We start from the raw sequence: 23,365 nt of genomic DNA, 5'->3' as shown, positions 1-23,365 counted from the left end.
AAAAACCACAGTCTGTGCGATTTTGACCGTACGCTTTACACAACATCGACTTAATCTTAATGCCAAGACCTCATTGCTGGCGGCTCAAACGTTCAGGCCATGGCGTTAGAATACGTTACTTTTTCGATCAATTGTATATTATCATTTATGAATATGAAGCAAGACAAGGTTTTCAGATCCACACGACCATGAAGAACAAGGTGGCGTCGCTTTCATGCTCTTTTTTGGCGCAAAAGCATTGGACGACCGTGGCGTGTCTCCGTACTATTGAACCTGCTTTCAAACGGATTGTATCCCATACTATGCAACACTCGACTCTTTCTTTCCCTAGTCACAAGTCGCAAACATTTGACCGAGGCGACCTTGTGTCGGACCACGCCGAGTCGGTCGAATTAGTCGTAGAAACCCCTTTGGCAATCAGCGTCAATGGCATTGTGCACGCCGTCATGATGGTAACACCAAGCCATTTAGACGCCTTTGTTATCGGCTTCGTTCGCACCGAAGGTATTGTTCGTCATTTGGACGACATCAGAGACATGGAATGGCAACACACCCATTCTGACCTTGGCATTCACAGCCTTGAGATTAACCTTGTGCTGAGTCCTCGTCGATTTGCTCAATTCAAACAAAGAAAACACCGACACCTTGGCGCCAGTGGCTGCGGTTTATGCGGCGTAGAATCGCTTGATCAAGCCCTTCCCGCACTCGATGTACTGCCCTTTAGCGCCCCGATCGACCAAGCAACATTGGCGCGATTGAAAACACAGCTGTCAGATCGCCAAACATTGGGCAAGCTGACGGGTGCCATTCATGCCGCTTTATTGATATCGCCACAAGGCGAGCCTATTTTTTGCATGGAAGACATCGGTCGCCACAATGCCCTAGATAAAGTCATCGGCTACGCACTCCAACAGGGTATTCATCTACACAACCACAGTGTAGTAATGACCAGCCGATGCAGTACAGAATTGATTCAAAAAGCAGTACGAGTTGGCTTGTCGAGGCTCATACATTTGGCGTCTCCTAGTACCCTAGCGGTTAAACTGGCACAGCATTATGGTTTAACGTTAATTCATTTACCCAAGCAAGATGCACCGCGTGTATTTGCGTCTTCGCAACCACCAGAGGGCAAAGACCATGAGCAAAAAGACCATGAGTAAAAAAACAGATTTTTATACCCCTTACAAGGGCCCTGCTGGCGGCTGGGGCGCACTGCAAAGCACCACCACTCATTGGCTAAAAAGCGACAATGCCGTGCGTAATATACACACTTTGCTCAAAACCAATCAACCACACGGCTTTGATTGCCCGGGCTGTGCTTGGGGTGAAAAACACGATCCGGCCAAAATTCGTTTTTGTGAAAACGGTGCCAAAGCGGTTAACTGGGAAGCTACCTCACGTAAAGTCGACGCGGCTTTTATGGCTGAACACAGCGTCTCTTGGTTAAATACTCAAAGTGATTACTTTTTAGAATACCAAGGCCGTTTAACCGAGCCTATGCGATACAACCAAGACACCGATCACTACGAAGCCATTTCTTGGGAACACGCATTTGCGCTCATTGCCGACACTTTAAAAAGCCAATCCAGCCCTGACAATGTGGCCTTTTATACCTCGGGACGCGCCAGTAACGAAGCCGCTTTTTTATACCAATTATTCGCTCGTGCTTACGGCACCAATAATTTCCCAGACTGCTCCAACATGTGCCATGAAGCCAGCGGCTATGCCCTCACCAGCAGTATTGGCATTGGCAAAGGCACGGTTGAAATAGACGATTTTGAACGCGCCGACGCGGTGTTTGTGTTTGGCCAAAACCCTGGCACTAATCATCCACGTATGCTGGAAACACTGAAAGAAGTCGTTCAACGCGGCGCTCAACTGCTTACATTTAATACTCTGCGCGAACGTGGTTTAGAGCGTTTTCAGAACCCTCAAAACCCCATTGAAATGCTCACCAACGGGTCTAAGCCGACGAATACTGGGTATTATTGCCCGAAAATTGGCGGAGACATGGCCGTAGTTCGCGGCATGGTTAAGGTGCTGATCGATCTCGAAACCGAGGCTCAACAACAAGGCCAAAAAGCTGTATTTGACCATGAATTTATCCATCAGCATACGCAAGGGCTAGAGGAATATCTGGAAGAAGTAAAACGCACCCCTTGGCAGGCGATTATTGAACAATCTGGACTCACTCAAGACGACATCACCCAAGCCGCCAACGTCTATGCCAAAGCAGACAGCGTGATTCTCACCTGGGCGATGGGTATTACTCAGCATCATCATTCTGTGCCAACGATTCACGAAATGGTTAATCTGCTGGCACTGCGTGGCAACCTTGGTAAACCAGGTGCAGGGGCCTGTCCGGTACGCGGCCACAGTAACGTGCAGGGTGATCGCACTATGGGCATCAATGAGAATCCTTCCCAAGCGTTCTTGGACGCCTTAGCAACACGTTTCGCATTTACACCACCACAGCATAAAGGCTTGGCGGTGGTCGACACCATTCATGCTATGCGTGAGGGCAAAGTCGGTGTATTCATTGCTTTAGGCGGTAACTTTGCGGCCGCAACACCCGACACTCAAGCCACGACACAAGCATTGAAAAAATGCCAACTGACCGTGCAAATCAGCACCAAACTCAATCGATCGCACCTCATGACCGGCACCGATGCCTTAATCCTGCCGTGTTTGGGCCGTACTGACATTGACCACCAAGCCCATGGCCAACAAAAAGTTACGGTAGAAGATTCTTTCAGCATGATTCACGCCTCGGGCGGCGTATTGGAACCACTAAGCAACCAACAAAAATCCGAACCCGCTATTATTGCTGGCATGGCGGCGGCTACTTTAGGCGATTTCCCTATTGACTGGAACGAGGCCATTGGTGACTACCGCATTATTCGCGATTACATCGCTGACGTGGTGCCAGGTTTTAGCGATTTTAACCAACGCATAGTACAAGACGGAGGGTTTTATTTGGGCAACAGCGCCAGAGAGCGCCACTGGAAAACCCCTGCTGGCAAAGCCATTTGCCACACGCATGCCTTACCGGAGTCGATTTTGCCAAAACGCGCCAGAAGCTTGGTCACAGATAACACCTTGATCATGCAAACCTTGCGCTCACACGATCAATACAACACCACTATTTACGGGATGAACGACCGTTATCGTGGCATTAAAGGGGAGCGTAATGTGGTGTTTATTAACCCGGCCGACATTCAACGCTTAGGGTTTCAAGAAGGTCAAAGCGTCACACTGCGTTCCCTGTGGGACGATGGTGTGGAACGAAAAGTCAGTGGTTTCAAACTGGTGCCGTACAGCATACCCGCTGGCAACATCGCAACGTACTACCCAGAAACCAACCCGTTAGTACCGCTAGACAGCCGTGGCGAATTTAGCCATACGCCTACGTCAAAAAGCATCGCGATTGAACTGGAGGCCTTCGAAGACAATAGCAGTAAGATCGCGCTTTCTTCACGCCCCTAAAAGAGCCAAAAAAAACCGAGCCTAGGCTCGGTTAAGGTCACCAATAAACGGGCTAAACCCTGTCCACACACTCATAATTTTGCTGTCATTTCCGGCAGTACATCAAATAAGTCAGCGACTAAACCGTAATCGGCGACTTGAAAGATAGGGGCCTCTTCGTCTTTGTTAACCGCAACGATTACTTTAGAGTCTTTCATCCCAGCCAAATGTTGAATAGCACCGGAGATGCCAAACGCCATATACAAATCTGGCGCCACAATTTTACCCGTTTGCCCCACCTGACTATCGTTGGAAATAAACCCCGCATCCACGGCAGCACGAGAAGCACCGACGGCCGCACCTAGCTTATCCGCCAACGCATTAATCAACGCAAAACTCTCACCGCTACCGACGCCGCGGCCACCAGACACAATGCGACCAGCACCGGACAAATCTGGGCGCGTTGACTCGGTAATCTCATCATTCTGCCAAATGGATAAGCCATTCTGAGCGACAAAACTCACCGCTTCAATCGCGCAAGCCTGAGCATTTTTCTCGGTATTTCTATCAAAAGAAGAGGCACGCACCGTAATCACTTTCACCGCATCTAACATCGTTATCGTGGCAATCGCATTACCGGCGTAAATAGGTCGTTTAAATTGCTCCGCGCTCAACACCGCACAAATATCCGACACTTGACCCACATCCAACAGTGCCGCCACACGCGGCATAAAATCTTTTGATTCGGAGCTCGACGCCGCTAAAATATGCGAATAACCAGAAGACAAATGCACCAACAATTCTCCCATGGGTTCTGCCAACGCATACTGATAAGCGTCGTTATCGGCACACAATACCTTACTGACGTCCGATAAAAGCGCCGCTTGCGCTGCCACTTGCTCCATGTTCTTGCCGGCCACCAACACATGAATATCGCCGCCAATCGCTTGCGCTGCCGATAGGGCAGACAAAGTAGAAGGTAACAAAGCGGTTGTATTATGGTCTGCTATCAATAAAGTTGTCATTAAATCACCTTCGCGTCGTCTTTTAATTTACGGATCAATTCGTCTACTGAAGCCACTTTTACGCCCGCGCTTCGGGTAATCGGTGACGCTACCTTGTCGACACGAGTATGTTTTTTTTCTGCGACATCTAAATCCGCTAACGTCATCGTATCTAAAGGCTTACGCTTGGCTTTCATGATGTCAGGTAACTTAGCGTACCGCGGTTCGTTTAAACGCAAATCCGTCGTCACAATGGCGGGCAATGACAGAGCCAAGGTTCGCAAGCCACCATCGATCTCACGAGTCACCAGAGCGAGATCGTCCGACACCACCACTTTTGAGGCAAACGTGCCTTGTGGGCGCTGCGTCAGTGCCGCCAACATTTGCCCCATTTGATTGTTATCCGAATCAATCGATTGCTTACCCAAGAGTACTAAGCCGACGTGTTCTTTTTTCATCACGGCCGCAAAGGCTTTGGCAACGTTTAAAGGCTCAACTTCGCCCTCCACAGACACTAAAATGGCACGGTCAGCACCTAAAGCCAGCGCGTTTCGTAGCTGCTCTTGGCTTTGGCTGCCGCCCACGCTCATCACAATAATCTCTGATGCAACGCCCGCCTCTTTTAAACGCACGGCTTCTTCCACAGCAATTTCACAAAAAGGGTTCATGGCCATTTTTACATTGGTTAAATCCACATTGCTTTCGTCTGCTTTCACCCGAACCTTGACGTTATAATCAATTACTCGCTTAACACCGACTAATATTTTCATTTTTTACTGTCCTATTCGTTTAATCTGTCTGTCTGTCTGTCTGTTTGTCTTCATGGTCATGGTCGATCAGTGCTCATTCGCTGTTTAATTTGTTCAGGAATGGGCAGCGCTTTTAGCGCACCTGACGCGTCATGACAAGCCCAGACTCGCTTCTCTGAACACTCAACCGCCAAATCATCCCCATTAAAAAGTCGATGGCGAATGCCGAAACTGGCTCGCCCAATGTGTGTCAATTCACTGTGTATGGTCACCACATCCCCGTATCTCGACGGTTTAAAAAATTGTGACCGTGTGTCCACCATCGGATAACCCACCGCATGAAGCTCATCACGAATGTATTTTAAGGTGAAGCCCATAGCGTCAAATAACGCCCCAGTCGAAGCATCAAAAAAAGCAAAATACCTTGGATAAAACACAATGTCAGCAGGGTCACAGTCACCCCACTCGATAGACACTTGGCGCGTGTTATGAAACATAATACGCCCCTATAAACTGATGACCGAATCCGGCACAGACTCTTGGTACAAAAGCTCGATTTGATCTTCACGATTCGCCTGAACCGCGCGCTGATTCAACGAGCCCTTATCTGTGACTTCGTGAGCATCAATACTGGGCGGTAGGGCTTGCAATAGAATTCGCTGTACGACAGTGGATCCACCTGTGCTGTTTTTGGCAAACGCTAAGAGCTTTTGATGAAATGCTTCGCGCACAGCAAAATGTTCTATTATTTGCTCATGAGTTTCCACCAAACCATCTGGCAAAATCGCCTGACAATGGGCCCAATCAGGGAAAACCAACCCCGTAATGTAGCCACGATTCGAACCGCACAACACCACATCCTGAACAAAGGGCGCAAACGCACTGATGAATTTCGCTCGTAACGTGCCCGCACTCACCCAAGTACCGCTGTCTAATTTGAAGTCTTCAGAAACACGCCCATCAAAACGGAAACCTCGCTGTGGTGCATTTTCATCTAAATACGCAAACGCATCACCCAAACAGTAAAAACCCTCTTCATCAAAGGCTTTTGCGGTCAATTCAGGCTGCCGCCAATAACCTGGCATCACGGTTTCGGCTTTGACTCTTGCCTCTAATTTGCCTTCATTCGGCACCAATTTGATCGTCACACCAGGAGCAGGCAGGCCAATCACACCAGAAGTGGATTCTTCTACCGATGCAAATGTGGCCGATGGGGCGGTTTCTGTGCAGCCCAAACCGGTTAGCATGGGAATTTTTTTGCCCGTGTATTGAATGGCCAACGCATCCAAATCGTCCCAAATATGCTGCGCTAAGCCCGCCGCGGCAAAAAAAGTGAACTGCAAACGAGCAAAGAACTTCTGCGCCAACTCGGTATCGGCTTTAAGGTTTTTCACCAAGAGTTCAAACCCTTTTGGGACATTGAAATACACGGTAGGTGAGATTTCTGCTAAGTTTTGCAACGTTTTGGCAAACATTTTTTCCGTCGGCTTACCATCATCAAGATATAAACTACCGCCATTGTACAAAGCAATACCTACATTGTGATTGCCGCCAAAGGTATGATTCCAAGGCAGCCAGTCAACCATAATCGGCGGCTGATCTTGCAAGAACTGCATCACTTGACGGATCATCACTTGATTCGCGCAGATCATACGCTGGGTATTTATCACACCTTTGGGCATGCCTGTGGTGCCCGAAGTAAAAAGTATTTTTGCGACACTGTCACCGGTTACCTGCCCGTTGGCATCATCCACCAAAGTGGATTCAGGAAAATCCCACGATTGTTCAAACGAAATAATAGGGTTATCAATGAGGCTGGCGTTCGTATCGCCCTTGATCACCGCAACCGGCGTGTCTACGTCTTGGCAAACCGCTTTTATGGCCTTTTCATAAGGTGCCAACTCATCCACCACAATTAAGCCTGGGGTGAGCACGTCAAAAATGTGCTGTAACTTACTGTAGTCCGTCGCAATCAAAGAATACGCAGGCGACACGGGGGCATGGGCAATTCCCACATACATTCCCGCCAATGCCAGCAGTAAATGCTCTACGCTGTTGCCACATAAAAACACAATAGGACGATCAACCGACACCGGCTGTGACAGCAACCAAGAAGCTATCTGGCGCACTCGGGTCACCGTCTGAGCATAGGTGAATTTTTGCCATTCCCCTTGCGCATCACGTTGCGCGACAAACAGTTGATCCGGGGTTTTATCGGCCCAATATTCGAGTTGGTCCGTCCAACAACGAGCATAGTGATCCAGTGCTTTTTGACTATTAATAATTTGTACACCATCTGCCCGTTTCTCAATATCAATCGGATGGGTAACGACTTTTATAGGATGGAATTCACCGTTCATTATTTACTCCCGAAACCACGTTGGTTATTTTTATTATTGTCAATTGTGTCGACGCTCGCCTTGCCATTAAAACTCAAACACGCTCAGCCCTGCCCCACTCTGCTCAACGACATTTAACGCTGCCAACGCAGAAGGCAAACGATACGCACCATAAAACATCGTCATGGCTACTAAGTTTTGCTTATAGGCTTCGTCTGACGTGCCTTGGATAGGCAGGTAATCTAATACCTTAAAGAGCTGCCACATACAGCTTAAAACCCCCATGGCCTCTAGCAAAGACACGGACACACCCTGTAAAAAAGTCGCGTCTTCGCTCAATAAATGTGTCGTCAACAAACAGCGAACCTTCTGAACAGCATGACGCATCTGCGCCGCACTGGTTGTGAGTGAATCATCGGCATCGAACTTAGCCGCCATCGCGTCCATTTCATCCAGCAAAGCGGACAAGGCACAACCTTGATCGCCACGAATTTTACGGAACACCAAATCACGGGCCTGAATCCCCGTCGTACCTTCGTAAATGGTCGTAATGCGAGCATCACGAAGGATTTGCGAGACGCCCGTTTCCTCCACAAACCCCATGCCGCCAAATACCTGAATCACTTGACCGGCCATGATATTGGCACGTTCCGTTGCAAACGCTTTAAAAATTGGCGTTAGCAAGGCGATTCTGTCTTGTGTGGCGCGGTCTTGTGAGTGTTCGACCGCATCAATCTGTGCCGCAATTTGATAACCCAAGGCACGCAACGCGAAGGTTTCTGCTCGCATATCAACCAGCATACGTTTCACATCTGCATGCTCGATAATGGCCACAGCTTGCCCCTTACTGTTGGTGCCTTGCGTGCGCTCTTGGGCATAGTCAACGCTGCGCTGGTAACCCAACTCACCCAGAGCGACGCCCTGCATACCGCAGCTTAAACGGGCCTCGTTCATCAGTACAAACATCGCCATCAAACCTTGGTTCAGTTCACCGACCAATTCGCCCATACACGCGTCTTGATCGCCGTAACTGATGGAGCAGGTTGGGCTGCCGTGCAGACCCAGTTTATGCTCAATCCCCGTACAACGAACGTCGTTAAATTGGCCTAAACGGCCCTCCTCATCAACACGATATTTAGGCACGATAAACAACGAAATACCGCGACTGCCCGCTGGGGCGTCTGGGGTTCTCGCCAGTACTAAATGCGCAATATTGCTGGTTAAGTCATGCTCGCCATAGGTGATGTAAATTTTTTGACCTTTAATTAGGTAAGTACCGTCGGCTTGCGGGATGGCTTTTGTGCTTAACGCACCCAAATCGGAACCAGCATTGGGTTCCGTAAGCGCCATCGCGACCGTCCATTCCCCAGTGACCATTTTCGTCAAATAACGCTGTTTAATCGTGTCATTAGCGAACGCCATCAAGATTTCTGAGCCACCTTGCGCCAACGCTTGAAACATCACAAACGCCAAATTCGCTGACAACCACATTTCATTGACAGGTTGGGCAATGTACTTCGGCAGACCCTGACCACCAAACGCCTCAGGTAACGCTAAGCCCATCCAGCCCGACTCAACAAACTGCTGAAATGCGTCTTTCCAGCCATCCGGTGTTGTGACTTGTCCGTTGTCAAACCGACAGCCTTGCACATCACCCACCGTATTCAGCGGCGCCAAAACGCCAGAAGCGAACTTCGCCGCCTCTTCCATCACGGCATTGGCCAGCTCGGGGTCAAACCCTTCCAAGGATTCAATGCTATTTAAGCCATGTTGCTGATAGGCCTGTGCCACCAGAAGTTGCATGTCTTTGTAAGGTGCTTGATAGCTCATCATCGTCTCCGGTCTATTTCGCCGTCATTCGAATAGCGCCGTCAAGACGAATCACTTCGCCATTCAACATGCCATTCTCAATAATATGTTGCGCCAAAGACGCGTATTCATCCGGCTCACCAAGACGCGGTGGGAAAGGTACTGAAGCGCCCAGCGATTTCTGCACTTCTTCAGGCAACACATCCATCATCGGCGTTTTAAACAACCCAGGCGCTATGGTCATCACACGAATCCCAAAACGCGCCAATTCACGGGCAATAGGCAGGGTCATTGCACATACGCCGCCTTTTGAAGCCGCATAGCCTGCTTGACCAATTTGACCATCAAACGCGGCTACAGACGCCGTATTGATCATCACACCGCGCTCCATATTGGCCTCTGGCTCATTGTGTTGCATTTTATCTGCGACTAAGCGAATCATGTTAAACGTACCAATCAAGTTAACCGACACTGCGCGCTGAAAAGACGCCAAACGATGGGGGCCTTCGCGGCCAACGATACGCTCTGCACCAGGAATACCAGCACAATTAACCAAACCACTAATGGGGCCAAAAGCGGCCACGGCTTTATCCAACGCGCTTTTTACCGATGCTTCGTCAACGATATCGGTCACACAACCCTGCACACGATCACCCAATTCAGCTTTTACTCGGGTCAAACCCGCGTCGTTTACATCAGCGAGCGTCACCGTGGCGCCTAAGCGATGTAAACGACGCGCAACCGCTTCACCAATACCAGACGCACCACCCGTCACCACAAAATGTTTGCCTTGAATTTGCATGTCAGCTTTCCTCGTATTTCTCTTGTTTTTATCGTCTAATCAAGATCATTTAAGATTTTTTACGGTTCAAAAACGCATCAATTCGCGCTTTCACTTCTTCACTGGTTTGAGTGATACCGCAAATCAAAGACTCGGTGTACAAACCTTCTTGAGATGACATGTTGCCGATTCGACTCAAGCCTGTGGTCATCGCCCAATTGGAATATTTGGAGTTTTTACCAATGCCTTTGGCAATGTCAAACGCCTTGGCTAATGCCTCGCCTGTGTCCACAACATAATGCGCTAAGCCAATACGCAAGCCCTCTTCGGCGCTCACATCGCGACCCGTTAACATCATTTCCGTCATCCGGCTAGTACCGATCACGTTAGCGACATTGACAGACGCACCACCGCCTACAAAAATACCGTGCTTACCTTCTGGCAAACGATAAAAAGTGTTGCCTTCTGAGACGCGAACATGGGCACAAATCGCCAACTCCAAACCACCACCAATCACCGCGCCGTGCATCGCAGCCACCACAGGGATGCCAGATTCACGAATGTGTCCAAACACGCGGTGCCACATTTGCGAATGCTTAACCACGTCAAAAGGTTCACGGGCTTTGTGCTCACGCAGGTCCAAACCAGAGCAAAATTCAGGACCACTTCCCGACAAAACAATGACGTTCACATCGTCAGTTAAATTCAAAAATGCGTGCTCAATTTCAAGACACAAACGGTCATTAATCGCGTTTTTCTTTTCTGGGCGGTTCAGCTGTAAATGCCCAATCCCTTCAGCCACAGAAAAATCAATAAATTGGTAACTTGTCATAACATTGCCTCTATTCTTATATTTATCGGTCGGATACTTTAATCACCACCGCCATACCAGTGTCACCGGCGGCACACCCTGTAAACAAACCGTAACCCCCACCATTCATGGCCAATTCTTCAATTAACTCAATAATAGCGCGCGTGCCTGTTGGGCCTTGTGGGTGCCCCCAAATTAAGGAGCAACCAAAATTGTTCATCGCCATCACATCAAGATCCATAGCTTTGGCCAGCGCCACATCGTTCACAGCAAATGGGTTGTGGGTTTTGATGGCATTGACTTGTTTAATGTCGACCCCCGCCACCGCCAGCGCTCGTTTTGCGGCCTCGATCGGCGCCGCAGGCATATAGCCTAAGTCATCACGCGCTTGACCAAAGCCCAACACTTCAATTTTAATGTCGGGGTTTTGAGTCAAATCCGCCACTTGGTCGGTGTGACAAACCACCATGGACGCGTTGCCATCAGCAGGGTGCGTCTGATTACCAAAGGTGATAACACCACCCTCTTGAATCGGCTTGAGTTTTTGCAAACCATCCAGCGTCATCGGGAAAACCCCTTCATCCCCCGTAATCACCGTGTCTTCTTTTTTGAAGTTCGCCGTCGGTATGGATAGTGGTACGGTCATGTAACGTTTTTGAAACGCTTGATTGTCCTTTAAGGCGTCTTGGTATTGCTCAAAGCGACGGAACGTCACTTGGTCTAACTCTTCACGGGTAATAGCAAAACGTTTAGCAACGTTTTCCCCCGTTTGCATCATAGAATGCCCACCAATCACATCGTTCATCATGTTGTAAGTGACTTGGTCTTCTGAGGAACCGGTCGGCCCTTTGGCATTGGGGTAATAAATATGCGGACCGTTGGAACAACGATCTGCCGTCATCAACAATGACACTTTCGCCATGCCGCACACAATTTCAGAGGCGGCAGCAAACAAGCCTCGCGCACTGGTTGCACACACTTGATTGACCGCGTGGCCAGCAGTATTAACCGCACCAATATCGTATAAAGGCCAAGGCGCTCCGTTAAACGATTGGTACTGATTGATGGTCATGCCCAGCACACCCGAATCAAAGATCAATGGATCGATGTTGCGTTTTGCCAATTCTGCTTTGGCCACGTGGGCAGCAAACTTCATCGAATGCAAATGCTGCAAAGCACCCTGCCATTTCGTGAAAGGCGTACTCCAATATGCGCCGTAGGGGATCTCGATATTTTGAATGGACATAGGAATTCCTAAAATAAATGACTAAAAATAAATGGCTATAATAACGTTGTAAAAGTGACGCACTATTGTTTCGACACGGCCATAATCTCACCCAATCCGCCCCATTGCTCCGTAAAAATAGCGGCTGGCATGGTGGTTAAATCCGGTGAAATAATAGGACGAAAAGCCATCACACTCAGCACCTCTTTTTCCAAATCCAAACCCGGTGCAATTTCGGTTAGCACCATGCCTTCTTCACGTAATTCCAAAACACACCGCTCGGTAACAAAAACCACCGGCTGCTTATTGGCTCTTGCCACCGCACCACTAAAAGTAATGTGATCTACCGTATCGACAAATTTTTGCACTTTACCTTCTTCCAACACTGTCATTTTGCCGTTTTCAAAACCCAGCTTGGCGCCATTGACCAAGGTGCCGCAAAACACCACTTTTTTAGCACTTTGAGAAATATTGATAAAACCACCCGGACCGACGACCTTAGGGCCAAATTTACTCACGTTTAAGTTGCCGTCTTTGTCCGCTTGCGCAAGGCCTAAAAAAGCAACGTCTAAGCCACCACCATCATAAAAATCAAATTGAGCTTCATGCTCAATAATCGCGTCCGCATTCCACGCCGCACCAAAGTCACCACCCGACGCCGGAATTCCACCATAAGTGCCCAATTCCGTGGTTAAGGTAAACAAACTGGAGACTTTTTCTTCCGCTGCAATCGCCGCCACGCCATCTGGCATACCAATCCCCAGGTTCACCATGGTGCCAGCTTGAAGCTCCATCGCCGCACGACGAGCAATCACTTTACGATCACCAAAAGGCATAGGAGGTAATGCATTTAAAGGGACGCGAGCATTACCTGCTAAGCCAGGGTTATAAGTACTAGCAATAGTTTGTTTGTGGTCTTCCGCGGGCGCTACCGTGATGTAATCCACCAATACACTAGGAACTTTGACTTCTTTAGGATGAATTGAATGACGTTCCGCGATGTATTTCACCTGCGCGATCACAATACCCCCGCTGTTTTTAGCAGCTTGCGCCATCGGTAATATTTCCGCCAGCATGGCTTCCTCTTCTACCGACAAGTTACCGTCCTCATCGGCTGTCGTGGCACGAATGACCACCACATTTAATGGAAACTTCTTAAACAGCAGCCATTCTTCGTCTTCAATATTGATGCGCTTAACCAGCTCCTCTTTGGTTAATGACGTCACTTTACCGCCACTGACCAACGGGTCAACATAGGTTCCCATCCCAATTTTCGTAATCACACCCGGCTTATTACCAGCAATCTGGCGCCACATCGTGGTCAGCACACCTTGTGGCAATAAATACGCTTCAATCGCGTCATCGGTGATCATCTGTGCCATTTTTGGCGCTTGGCCCGTATGACCAGAAATCAAACGCTTAACCAAATTGGGGTGCGCCATACGTGACATACCCGCGTCTTTTCCGTCGCCACAACCACAGTCGTGAATCAAGGTTAATTGCTGTGGGTGACCTGTCTTTAAAAAACGCTGCTCAACCGCCTTGGCGACCGCTTCGGCAAAGTAAGACATGCCAACCGTAGACCACGCCACACTGTCGCCGTCGGCGATTAAATCAGCCGCTTGCGCTAGGGAAATAACCTTGCTCATCTTGACCCTCACATTGGTTTTATCATTGTTAGTTTGTGTGTGAATTTTATTATGTTGTACACCACAACTATTATAAATTCAAACATTTATTTTCACCTTGCTTTTTTTGAATACCCTGTGTGAAAATCTGATCAAACCAATTGTTGAAAAGCCCAACAATTTATGTCACAAAGTAATACTTCTTGAATAAGAACGGCAAAACACACTGTGATGCGCTTTCACTTTGATGACGTTTACAGATAGAAAACGTCGTTGCAGTCTGAACATCGCTGACAATAAAAGCTCCACAACAAAAAAAATAAGGTGAACATAATGAACAAGTTTCCACTAAAAAGTTTGGCATTCGTTGCCAGTTCCATACTGTCTATCAACGCCATGGCAGCCGACCCAGAGTACACCTTGAAGCTGCATCACATGCTGCCACCTATGTCGATGGCTCACACTCAGATACTGACACCTTGGGCAGAAAAAGTTGAAAAAGACTCCAACGGTCGCATCAAAATCGATGTTTTCCCTGCAATGCAACTAGGTGGAAAACCGCCTCAACTGTTTGACCAAGCACGCAAAGGCATTGTCGATATATCATGGACAGTGGCGGGATACACACCTGGACGCTTCCCCAAAATGACCTCGTTTGAGCTTCCATTCATACCGAGCAACGCGAAAGCCACCAGTATGGCTCTTCAAGAGTACGCCGAAACAGAAATGCAAGATGAATTAAAAGATGTTCATTTAATTGCAGTACACACTCATACGCCTGGATCATTCCACTCGCGTGATAAAGCCATTAAAACGCTTGAAGATATCCAAGGAATGAAGGTTAGAGCACCCAACAAGGTTATGTCTGAAGCATTTGATATAGTCGGCGCGAATACTGTTTTCATGCCGGTTACCGAAATGCCCAGCGCGATTTCTAAAGGGGTGTTTGATGTCGCTGTCCTGCCGTTTGAAGTGGTTTTCCCAATGAAAATTTACGAATTGGTCGGTCACCATACGGAATTTAAAGGATCAGGTTTGTACGCAAACACCTTCTTTTTTTCAATGAATAAAAAAGTGTACGAAGACATGCCGGCTGACTTGCAAAAAGTCATCGACGATAACTCTGGGATTGAACTGGCGGGCCATATTGGCGAACTGTTTGATAAATATGAAGTCAGTAGCCGTCAATACGCTGTAAATCACGGTAACACATTTGATTACATCGAAGGGGCTGAGCACCAACGTTGGGAAGACGCCATGGCGCCTGTTACCAAAGACTGGGTAAAACAAATGACAAAGGATGGTTACGATGGTCAACGCTTATTAGACAAAACAAAAGCTCTGATCAACAAATACCAAAACTATTAATTCCTTTTGTTGGATAAGTTAGCATGATCTCATTTACGACAGATATCCATCGATCTTATATAGGTCGATTATCGAATCTATTCGCGCTAACGGGTGGTTTTATCATGCTAATACTGGCGGCGATTACCGTCGCCAGTATTGTGGGTAGAACGACCACAGGGCAATCAATAGAAGGCGATTATGAAATCACAGAAATGGGGCTCGCCATGGCGGTGTTTCTGTTTCTACCTGAATGTTATTTGCGCCAAGGTCACGTGATTGTTGACCTATTTACGTCGCACTGCAAACCTACCACGATCGCATTTTTAGACACTGCCAGCGACCTTATATTTACCTTAGTGGCTTGTATTTTTGCTTATCGTATGAGCTTAAGTGGCGTTGAAGCTAAAGAATATTTAGAGCAAAGTATGCTACTCGGATTGCCGACTTGGTGGACTTTTATTGTTGGAGTCATGTCCATGACGTTATGTGGACTCTGCGGTCTCTATAAACTCTTCACCACATTTTGTGGAGGCACAAATGAGTAACATTGAGCTGGCGTTTTTAATGATGGCAGCGCTGCTGGTATTAATGAGCATTCGTGTTCCGATTGCGCTGTCTATGTTGATTTGCGGCGCCGTAGGCTATGCGCTTATTGGCGGCACACCGGCACTATTAGAGTATTTAGGTACGGCGCCAATTTCTAAATTTTCCACCTATGATCTGTCTGTTGTGCCATTGTTTTTGCTCATGGGCGAACTGGCAACACGCTCCGGCATCACCGCCGAGCTGTTTAGAACGTGCAACACTTGGATTGGCCGTCAGCGTGGTGGCATTGCTATGGCTGCCGTGGCAGGTTGCGCCGCATTTGGTGCCATTTGTGGCTCTTCTCTTGCAACCGCGTCAACCATGGGAAAGGTCGCTCTGCCGGAGATGAAACGACTCAACTATTCAGGCAGTTTAGCCGCAGGCGCATTGGCGGCGGGAGGCACGTTAGGCATCTTGATTCCACCTTCTATGGTCTTGATTATTTTTGCTGTTTTGACAGAACAAAATATTTCTAAAATGTTCATTGCGGCCTTTATTCCTGGCTTTTTAGCCGCTGGTGGCTACATTGTAGCGATTGCTGTTTATGTTCGCATTTTTCCGAATGCAGGACCTCGTGGTGAAAAAACCACCTTCGCTCAAAAGATAAAATCGACCAAAGATGTCTGGCATATTACGTGCATTTTTCTCGTCGTACTAGGCGGCATTTATATGGGTATTTTCACGCCCACGGAAGCGGCGTCTGTTGGGGTGATTTTAACTGCTGTATTAGCGTTTACTCACGGAAAAATGCGAGTGGATGGCTTACTGGTTTGCTTAATGAAAACCGCCGTGTCTTCAGCGATGATCTTTTTCATCGTATTAGGTGCAGACTTGTTTAGTGTGTTTATCGCCTTATCAAGACTGCCTGATCTGGGTGTAGAATTGATCCAGAACTCAGGACTGTCGCCTTACACCTTATTGGTGATTATGTTGCTGACATATTTGGTTATGGGGTGTTTTTTAGACAGTTTGGCAATGATATTGTTGACCATTCCGATTTACTTCCCGATGATCATGGCAATGGATTTTGGCATCCCTCAAGCCGATTTAGGAATTTGGTTTGGCATCTTAGCGCTAATCGTAGTCGAAGTTGGCTTAATCACCCCGCCAGTGGGGATGAACGTGTTTATCATTAAATCGTTTGATGACTCATTGAAGTTAAAAGAATGCTTTAAAGGTGTGATTCCCTTTTTGATCTCGGACGTAGTACGGGTCGCTTTGCTTATTCTCTTCCCTGGCATTACGCTAGGACTGGTTCATTTAATCGGTTAGGACTTGGCAAGAAAAAACCCTCTTTTTAGCGGGTTTTTTCTTGCTAACAGCGACAACAGTTTAGCACTACATCAAAATGGTGTTTTATAGTATAATAAGACCTATACACACAAAAACGAGACCATAATGGCTGACGATACAAAACACACTGATCCCGTAGACTTCGGCATACTTAATACCTTAATCGGCTATCGCCTTCGTCGTGCCCAAATGAATTTTTTCACCAAGTTTTCAGAAGTCTGTTCTGATCTTGGCATAAGCCCAGGCTTATTCGCTATTATCGCCATTGTTGAACGCAATCCAGGGTTAACACAAACCGCCGTCGCTCAAGCTCTGGGCAACGATAGGTCAGCCATGGTGTCCGCCGTCGACAAATTGGAAAAAATGGACATTATAGAACGTCGCCCTGCCAAAAATGATCGGCGCTCATACGCACTTTTTATGACTCAAGCCGGTGAAAAATTCTTTCTTACGCTAAGTGATCGTGTCATGGAGCACGAGCAGATTATGGCCGCGCGCTTGGAAGGAAACAAGGAATTAGATTGGCTATTGGATACGTTAGACATTTTGTCAAAAAATTAACCCTATAGCTAGACGACCATCTATGACTCGCCTATGCCGATCTGTCGATACCGTGCGACTAAACAGAGGGGTTGAGGTCGTTAATAATCAGAGATAATACGTCGCACATGTGATCCCACCATTGCTCCGTGTCGATACTGGATAAGCACGCCGCTATTGCTTCAGGGTCACTGGTGATTTTCAGTGTCTGTTCAGACGTGGCAAGTTGTTTAGCCAGACCGACCAGTCCCATGGTTAACGATGCACCTTTTAACGTATGAAGATGCGCTCTCGTTTTTGCGACGTCCTTCTCTGCCACACTCAATGCGATTTGGTTCAGCAGATTTTTTGAATCGACACGATACCCTTCTACGACGCTGCTAAATAAAGCTACGCTGCCACCAAAACGCACTAAAATAGTCTGCACATCTTCATGCTCAAGGGTCGCTACGGTGTTCGAAGCTAGGACTAAAGTGCCCGTACTCGCACGCTTTTCATGGAGATTACTTAAAATGCAGCCCACCATTTTATCAATATCCAGCGGCTTTCCTATATGATCGTTCATACCAGCATCAAAACACGCTCTGCGGTCCACATCTGATACATTCGCGGTCATTGCAATAATAGGCAGAGCCTGAAACCGCGCGGTCTTACGAATGTGCCTAGTGGCTTCCAAGCCATCCATGCCAGGCATTTGCATGTCCATGAGAATAAGATCGTATGTACCTTCTACCGCATCCATCAGCGTAGAAACGCCGTCTATTCCACTGTTTGCAAGCGTAACATGGGCGCCTTCTGCTATAAGCAATTCACTCGCCACCTGACGATTAAAGGCATTGTCCTCGACCAACAACAAAGTAACCCCAGCCAACCGACTGCCTACGTGATCAATTGATCGCCCTTGGATCAACGCCATTTTATTGTGTGATAAAGACTGGTAAACCGTTTCGGATAGTCGACTTAAGGTAACGGGTTTCACCAATACACCGGAGACCGAATCGAAGGCATTTCCTTTATGGTTGCTCGACAGATTCGACAAGAGAACCACCTTGACTGCATGACCAAATGGAGCATACGCGTTATGTATAGCATCGATACTGATTTGCCCTTCAAAATCGGCTATTTTATTGTCCAACAACACCACATCAAATAGGTGACACTGCTCAGCGGTATGTCTCAACATTGTCAGCGCTTGATCGAGAGTTTCGGCTTTTTCGCACCCCCACCCTAAACTTGATGCCATCCGAGAAAAAATCATGTGCGTCGCAGTATTGTCATCCACTATTAAGACACGTAACGATTGTATGGCAGAAGAGAAACCTTGGTTGTCTATCTGTGCATTATCAACCAATGCTTTTTTTACTTGTGCATCGTCAATAAGAAGATCCACCGAAAAATAAAATCGACTGCCCTTACCGGGCGTACTCTCTACCTGCAACTTGCCACCCATTAACTCGACAAAACGACGGCAAATAACTAACCCTAAGCCCGAGCCGCCAAAGCGTCGCGAGGTGGAAGACTCTGCCTGGGAAAACACCTCAAAAATCGCGTCGATCTGCTCTGGCTCAATACCAATACCAGTGTCTTTTACTGAGATCATCAAATGCGCGATGCGGTCATTGGTGACTCGCTGTTTTATCTCTAAAACCACACAACCTTGCAAAGTAAACTTAATCGCATTAGTGAGCAGGTTAATCAATATTTGCAAAAGCCGTAACTTATCGCCCACCAGATACGCAGGGATATTTTTATCTATATCAAAAATAAGCTCGACGTTTTCTTCTAGTGAACTGCCTGACAATACCGTTGATAATTCACATAACAACGACTCAAGCTCAAAAGGGGCCTTTTCTAACTCAAGCTTGCCGGCGTCCACTTTTGAGAAATCTAATACGTCGTTGATTAGGCTTAATAAAGACTTTGCTGAAATCTGTGCTTTTGAAATATAGTCATTTTGCTGATCCGTCAACGCCGTACGCGTCACTAAATGCAACATGCCAATAATGGCGTTCATTGGAGTACGGATCTCATGACTCATGTTCGCTAAAAAGCTGGATTTTGCAGCGCTGGCGGCATCCGCCTCATCTTTGGCTTTACGTAACCAACTTTCTAGCTCGCGCTCTTGTGTAATGTCTCGGTTAATTCCGGTTACTTTTGTTGGTTTACCATGTATACCTTCTTGCAAAGAAGCACTGGCCATAATGTAACGAACATGGCCATTAGGAAACCTTATCCGAAAAACCAAATCGTAATAACCCTTACCTTCAAAAACCGAGGCCAACGCGGTTCTCACCCTATCCCTGTCGTCTGGATGCAATAGATCAAACCAACCCTCAACCCCCATGCCCTGCTCTCGCTCAGAGGGCGGAATATGATAGATATCGAACATTAAATCGTTCCATTCCAACGCTTTACTGTCTTTTTCAACGCTCCAGATACCCAAACGAGCCACTTCCGCCGCCATCAGTAACTGATCCCTTGCGTACGCCAGCGCTTGCTGATTGCGTTTTTGCTCTGAAATGTCCATTGCCATACATAAAAAGCCAATCACAACCTGGTCAATGTTTTTCATCGGCGTAATGACCAACGAAACAGGACGCAACTGCCCATGATTCGCAATGTAAGTCCACTCCTGACTGTCGTAGTCACCTTGCAAAGCATTGAACGCTAAGACATCCATAGCACGGTTTAACACAGCGCCTGTCGTTTCAGACAATACCGCTCGTTGACGCTCCACTTCTGCAACACAATGGAATTTTTCAGGCGTCATTTTACCGACGACATCATCCGTCAAATACCCCAACATTCTCTCGGCACCCTTATTAAAGAGCGTAATAAGCCCGTCAACATTCGTCACGATAATCGATACTTCAGAAGACGCATTCAGTACTTCGTTTAATAATAAATTTAACTCGCCTAATTCTGCCGTTCGCGCTTTCACCTGAGTTTCTAAATTGGTGTTTAAATCGTGTATTTTCGCTTCTGCTTTCTTCCTATCAGAGATGTCTCGGATGCTCTGCGATACACCGATAACCTGGTGATGAACGTCAAAAATAGGTGATGTCACGACAGAAACAGGAACCTCGGTGCCAAATTTGGTCTTTCTGTGGGTCTCGATCGATTGAGCTTCTTTTTCCTGAATAACACGAGACATAATGGCACTGTCTTCTTCAGCAAGGGTACTCGGAACCAGTAAATCCAAAAGTCGGTTGCCCATTACTTCTTCGAAGCGATACCCGAAAAGCTGTTCAGCGCCTTTGTTCCAGCTCTGAATCACGCCCTCTAAATTTTTACTGATAATGCCATCCGCCGAACTTTCAACCACGGCGGCGACTCTGGATTGATACGCCACTACTTGTTTGTGCCTTGCCATGTCTAAGCGCACCACCGCCACCAAAATGGTTGCCATGGCACTAATAAATAAACCTACAACCAAAAACAACGTAGGGTCCAACAAATGCAAGCTGTCAATGTACGCAGAAGAAACGCTTAACCTACTTTGCCATTTACGACCATAGACTAACGCCGTACTTGTTTGCTCATATTGACTATCCTGCATTTCACCGCTGTTATAAAAAAGTACGTTCTCGTTTGCGTCGGTTATGTCTGTCAGCTCAAGGTGAAACTTTTTTGAGTCCATGTCTAACGCACTCAGCACCTCTTCCATCAACAAAGGCGCATAGCTCCAGCCAAAACCAGAGGCAAGACGTTCTGCCTGATTATTTGGCGTTTTACTGCCACGATAAATGGGCATTAAAATCAGAAAAGATTGCTGGGGTTTGCCTGATGCTTGAACCAATGTGATTGGACCGGTAAGTCGAACATCACCACTCTCAAGTGAAGAAATAGCCGCGTTACGACGGTTCGTCTCTGAGGCGATATCCAACCCAACGGCTTGACGGTTACGCTCCACAGGCTCTATATACTCGATAATAAAATGCTCATCCGTATGGGGAGAAAGCATTTTGATGGAAAACGTTGGCCAATCATCTTGTCGAGCCGTCTCAGTAAACGCTTGCAGATCTGCTTGGGGAACTCGACGAATAAAACCGAAGCCTCGCGCACCAGGAAACTCAACATCCACATCGCGGGTAGAGCTGTAAGTGAGAAATAACGCTCGGCTAATACCGGCCTCACCCGCCGTTAAAATGGCACCACGTGCCCCACGTAACCCGTATTGATACAGCTCAATAAGCGACACCACGTCAGCCATCGCGCTCTTAGCCGTCTCGTTGGCATTGTCTGCAATTCGTTTTTCATTCACACGCTGAACATTATGAGCGACCAATAGCGTAAGGCACACACACGCTATTAAAGTACATAAAGCCCAACCGCTGTAGATATTCCTTGAAGATATCGAATTCAACCTTGTCTCCCATCCAAAGATATTTGGCGTTTAAATATGGCGCTGTACGTTGGGTAATATAAACATCGACATCATGTCACACTGAATCTCCCTGTTTGTGTTGTCCTGTAAAGAATACCAATGCCCAATACGATTCACTTTCTTAAAGCCCCTCAAATAACCATCACAGACCCACCGCAAACAGACTGTGACAAAGCGCATGCAGGCTCTCCCGCCGTCCGTCAATTAATGAGGCAGCCGTTTACATTTCTTTTCAAAAAACGATCAGCGTATCATTTCACCGCTTCATATCAAGGTTATTTCGACAAAACCCACTCATGTAGAGTATGGTTTATAAAAAGACCTTTACAATTACTTTATAAATAGCAACAGGATGGCATTTTATGAAAATCGCGGTATTTTCTTGTAAGCCCTACGACAAAAGAACACTGTCCTCTCATGCAGAAGACACCCTCTTATCTATGACGTATTTTGAAAGTCGCTTAAGCATGGAAACCATCAGTTTAGTCCAAGGCTTTGATGCTGTGTCCTGTTTTGTTAACGACGACATTAACGCCACTGTCATCCACTGTTTAAAACAGCAAGGAATCACTTGCATCGCTCTGCGTTGTGCTGGCTTTAATAATGTGGATTTAGAGGCCGCTAAAATCGAAGGTATCCGTGTTTTTCACGTGCCAGACTACAGCCCCACTTCTGTGGCAGAGCATGCTGTCGCACTGATCATGACGCTGAATAGAAAAACCCATCGTGCTTATCACAGAGTCAAAGAAGGCAACTTCGCTTTAGAAGGCTTAATGGGATTTAATTTAGAAGGCAAAAACGTCGGCTGCATTGGAACGGGGCGTATCGGCACCGCATTTTGCCGAATTATGAAAGGTTTTGGCTGTCACCTGTACTGTTATGATGTCTACCCAAACCAAGCCCTAATAGACCTAGGGTGTGAATACGTGCCTCTTGATGACCTCTATGCAAAAAGCGACATTATCAGCCTGCATTGCCCGCTAAACGAATCTACACATCACCTAATCAACAAAACAACGTTACACAAAATGAAAGACGGGGTGATGATAATCAACACCAGCCGCGGCGCACTGGTTCATGCACAAGAAGCCATCGACGCCCTGTACACAGGCAAAATTGGCTATCTTGGACTCGATGTGTACGAACAAGAAAACAAAATTTTCTTCGAAGACATGTCGTCCCACATCATCCAAGACAGCGTCTTCCAACTCATGCTCACCTTCCCCAACGTCGTCGTCACCGGTCACCAAGGCTACTTCACGATTGAAGCCTTAAATCACATAGCAGAAACCACCATAAACAACTTGTTGAACTCTCAAGTAGCGGACAACCAGACGAGACGTTTGGCGTAAGATAACTGGAATACATTTACTAGATCGATAAACAAAAAACACCTTAA

General features: G+C 47.2%; 17 protein-coding genes. 7 read left to right on the top strand and 10 right to left on the bottom strand.

Annotated elements, in window-relative coordinates:
• Window positions 1–59 precede the first annotated feature (59 nt).
• Both fdhD and FXV75_RS05750 read left to right on the top strand, forming a co-directional pair.
• Window positions 60–1,160 (top strand): formate dehydrogenase accessory sulfurtransferase FdhD, encoded by a 1,101-nt coding sequence (fdhD, locus tag FXV75_RS05755; RefSeq protein WP_262368475.1) that lies wholly within the window; start codon window positions 60–62, stop codon window positions 1,158–1,160.
• Window positions 1,138–3,486: an FdhF/YdeP family oxidoreductase gene (locus FXV75_RS05750; protein ID WP_262368474.1), complete on the top strand. Its 2,349-nt coding sequence runs from the start codon at window positions 1,138–1,140 to the stop codon at window positions 3,484–3,486. Before fdhD ends, FXV75_RS05750 begins: the two co-directional genes overlap by 23 nt.
• A gap of 71 nt (window positions 3,487–3,557) precedes the next feature.
• On the opposite strand, the gene FXV75_RS05745 is transcribed toward FXV75_RS05750, so the two are convergent.
• The 9 genes from FXV75_RS05745 to FXV75_RS05705 form a co-directional block, all read right to left on the bottom strand.
• Complete coding sequence (locus FXV75_RS05745; protein WP_148831597.1) at window positions 3,558–4,490, bottom strand: electron transfer flavoprotein subunit alpha/FixB family protein; 933 nt, start codon at window positions 4,488–4,490, stop codon at window positions 3,558–3,560.
• Complete coding sequence (locus FXV75_RS05740) at window positions 4,490–5,239, bottom strand: electron transfer flavoprotein subunit beta/FixA family protein (protein ID WP_148831596.1); 750 nt, start codon at window positions 5,237–5,239, stop codon at window positions 4,490–4,492. Before FXV75_RS05740 ends, FXV75_RS05745 begins: the two co-directional genes overlap by 1 nt.
• Before the next feature lie 56 nt (window positions 5,240–5,295).
• On the bottom strand, window positions 5,296–5,715 hold the full coding sequence (locus FXV75_RS05735) for an acyl-CoA thioesterase (RefSeq protein ID WP_148831595.1): 420 nt from the start codon (window positions 5,713–5,715) through the stop codon (window positions 5,296–5,298).
• 9 nt (window positions 5,716–5,724) lie between these two features.
• A complete protein-coding gene (locus tag FXV75_RS05730) occupies window positions 5,725–7,578 on the bottom strand; it encodes a feruloyl-CoA synthase (protein ID WP_148831594.1) in 1,854 nt (617 codons plus the stop codon).
• A gap of 66 nt (window positions 7,579–7,644) precedes the next feature.
• On the bottom strand, window positions 7,645–9,387 hold the full coding sequence (locus FXV75_RS05725; protein WP_222863092.1) for an acyl-CoA dehydrogenase family protein: 1,743 nt from the start codon (window positions 9,385–9,387) through the stop codon (window positions 7,645–7,647).
• Between the two features lie 13 nt (window positions 9,388–9,400).
• Window positions 9,401–10,168 (bottom strand): 3-hydroxyacyl-CoA dehydrogenase, encoded by a 768-nt coding sequence (locus tag FXV75_RS05720; RefSeq protein ID WP_148831592.1) that lies wholly within the window; start codon window positions 10,166–10,168, stop codon window positions 9,401–9,403.
• A gap of 49 nt (window positions 10,169–10,217) precedes the next feature.
• On the bottom strand, window positions 10,218–10,979 hold the full coding sequence (locus FXV75_RS05715; protein ID WP_148831591.1) for a crotonase/enoyl-CoA hydratase family protein: 762 nt from the start codon (window positions 10,977–10,979) through the stop codon (window positions 10,218–10,220).
• A gap of 22 nt (window positions 10,980–11,001) precedes the next feature.
• Complete coding sequence (locus FXV75_RS05710; RefSeq protein ID WP_148831590.1) at window positions 11,002–12,204, bottom strand: thiolase family protein; 1,203 nt, start codon at window positions 12,202–12,204, stop codon at window positions 11,002–11,004.
• 62 nt (window positions 12,205–12,266) lie between these two features.
• The gene (locus tag FXV75_RS05705; RefSeq protein ID WP_148831589.1) at window positions 12,267–13,832 is read right to left on the bottom strand and encodes an acyl CoA:acetate/3-ketoacid CoA transferase; all 1,566 of its coding nucleotides are present in this window, start codon (window positions 13,830–13,832) and stop codon (window positions 12,267–12,269) included.
• 312 nt (window positions 13,833–14,144) lie between these two features.
• Between FXV75_RS05705 and FXV75_RS05700 the strand changes: the two genes are divergently transcribed.
• The 4 genes from FXV75_RS05700 to FXV75_RS05685 all read left to right on the top strand — a co-directional run bounded on the left by FXV75_RS05700 (window position 14,145) and on the right by FXV75_RS05685 (window position 17,600).
• Entirely contained in the window at window positions 14,145–15,179 is a 1,035-nt protein-coding gene (locus tag FXV75_RS05700) for a TRAP transporter substrate-binding protein (RefSeq protein ID WP_148831588.1), read from the top strand.
• A gap of 23 nt (window positions 15,180–15,202) precedes the next feature.
• Complete coding sequence (locus tag FXV75_RS05695) at window positions 15,203–15,706, top strand: TRAP transporter small permease (RefSeq protein WP_148831587.1); 504 nt, start codon at window positions 15,203–15,205, stop codon at window positions 15,704–15,706.
• The gene (locus FXV75_RS05690) at window positions 15,699–17,018 is read left to right on the top strand and encodes a TRAP transporter large permease (RefSeq protein ID WP_148831586.1); all 1,320 of its coding nucleotides are present in this window, start codon (window positions 15,699–15,701) and stop codon (window positions 17,016–17,018) included. The genes FXV75_RS05695 and FXV75_RS05690 overlap by 8 nt, the downstream gene beginning before the upstream one ends.
• Before the next feature lie 126 nt (window positions 17,019–17,144).
• On the top strand, window positions 17,145–17,600 hold the full coding sequence (locus FXV75_RS05685; protein WP_148831585.1) for a MarR family winged helix-turn-helix transcriptional regulator: 456 nt from the start codon (window positions 17,145–17,147) through the stop codon (window positions 17,598–17,600).
• Between the two features lie 58 nt (window positions 17,601–17,658).
• Here FXV75_RS05685 and FXV75_RS05680 read toward each other — a convergent pair whose 3' ends face one another.
• Window positions 17,659–21,843, bottom strand: a complete 4,185-nt coding sequence (locus FXV75_RS05680) for a CHASE domain-containing protein (protein WP_262368473.1) — start codon at window positions 21,841–21,843, stop codon at window positions 17,659–17,661.
• A 485-nt stretch (window positions 21,844–22,328) separates the two neighbouring features.
• On the opposite strand from FXV75_RS05680, the gene FXV75_RS05675 reads away from it, so the two are divergent.
• A complete protein-coding gene (locus FXV75_RS05675) occupies window positions 22,329–23,318 on the top strand; it encodes a 2-hydroxyacid dehydrogenase (RefSeq protein ID WP_148831583.1) in 990 nt (329 codons plus the stop codon).
• The last annotated feature ends 47 nt before the right edge of the window (window positions 23,319–23,365 follow it).

The sequence above is a fragment of the Marinomonas sp. IMCC 4694 genome (genome assembly GCF_008122525.1).
Lineage (GTDB): Bacteria > Pseudomonadota > Gammaproteobacteria > Pseudomonadales > Marinomonadaceae > Marinomonas.
Note: the sequence above shows the minus strand (reverse complement) of the source record. Positions and strands in the feature narration are given on the sequence as shown.

Excerpts from the sequence above, each read along its gene's own strand:
- fdhD (WP_262368475.1), top strand. The coding sequence starts at position 60 with ATGCCAAGACCTCATTGCTGGCGGCTCAAACGTTCAGGCCATGGCGTT.
- FXV75_RS05695 (WP_148831587.1), top strand. The coding sequence starts at position 15,203 with ATGATCTCATTTACGACAGATATCCATCGATCTTATATAGGTCGATTA.
- FXV75_RS05745 (WP_148831597.1), bottom strand. The coding sequence starts at position 4,490 with ATGACAACTTTATTGATAGCAGACCATAATACAACCGCTTTGTTACCT.
- FXV75_RS05710 (WP_148831590.1), bottom strand. The coding sequence starts at position 12,204 with ATGTCCATTCAAAATATCGAGATCCCCTACGGCGCATATTGGAGTACG.
- FXV75_RS05735 (WP_148831595.1), bottom strand. The coding sequence starts at position 5,715 with ATGTTTCATAACACGCGCCAAGTGTCTATCGAGTGGGGTGACTGTGAC.
- FXV75_RS05690 (WP_148831586.1), top strand. The coding sequence starts at position 15,699 with ATGAGTAACATTGAGCTGGCGTTTTTAATGATGGCAGCGCTGCTGGTA.
- FXV75_RS05720 (WP_148831592.1), bottom strand. The coding sequence starts at position 10,168 with ATGCAAATTCAAGGCAAACATTTTGTGGTGACGGGTGGTGCGTCTGGT.
- FXV75_RS05700 (WP_148831588.1), top strand. The coding sequence starts at position 14,145 with ATGAACAAGTTTCCACTAAAAAGTTTGGCATTCGTTGCCAGTTCCATA.
- FXV75_RS05705 (WP_148831589.1), bottom strand. The coding sequence starts at position 13,832 with ATGAGCAAGGTTATTTCCCTAGCGCAAGCGGCTGATTTAATCGCCGAC.
- FXV75_RS05675 (WP_148831583.1), top strand. The coding sequence starts at position 22,329 with ATGAAAATCGCGGTATTTTCTTGTAAGCCCTACGACAAAAGAACACTG.
- FXV75_RS05750 (WP_262368474.1), top strand. The coding sequence starts at position 1,138 with ATGAGCAAAAAGACCATGAGTAAAAAAACAGATTTTTATACCCCTTAC.
- FXV75_RS05715 (WP_148831591.1), bottom strand. The coding sequence starts at position 10,979 with ATGACAAGTTACCAATTTATTGATTTTTCTGTGGCTGAAGGGATTGGG.
- FXV75_RS05685 (WP_148831585.1), top strand. The coding sequence starts at position 17,145 with ATGGCTGACGATACAAAACACACTGATCCCGTAGACTTCGGCATACTT.
- FXV75_RS05740 (WP_148831596.1), bottom strand. The coding sequence starts at position 5,239 with ATGAAAATATTAGTCGGTGTTAAGCGAGTAATTGATTATAACGTCAAG.
- FXV75_RS05730 (WP_148831594.1), bottom strand. The coding sequence starts at position 7,578 with ATGAACGGTGAATTCCATCCTATAAAAGTCGTTACCCATCCGATTGAT.
- FXV75_RS05725 (WP_222863092.1), bottom strand. The coding sequence starts at position 9,387 with ATGAGCTATCAAGCACCTTACAAAGACATGCAACTTCTGGTGGCACAG.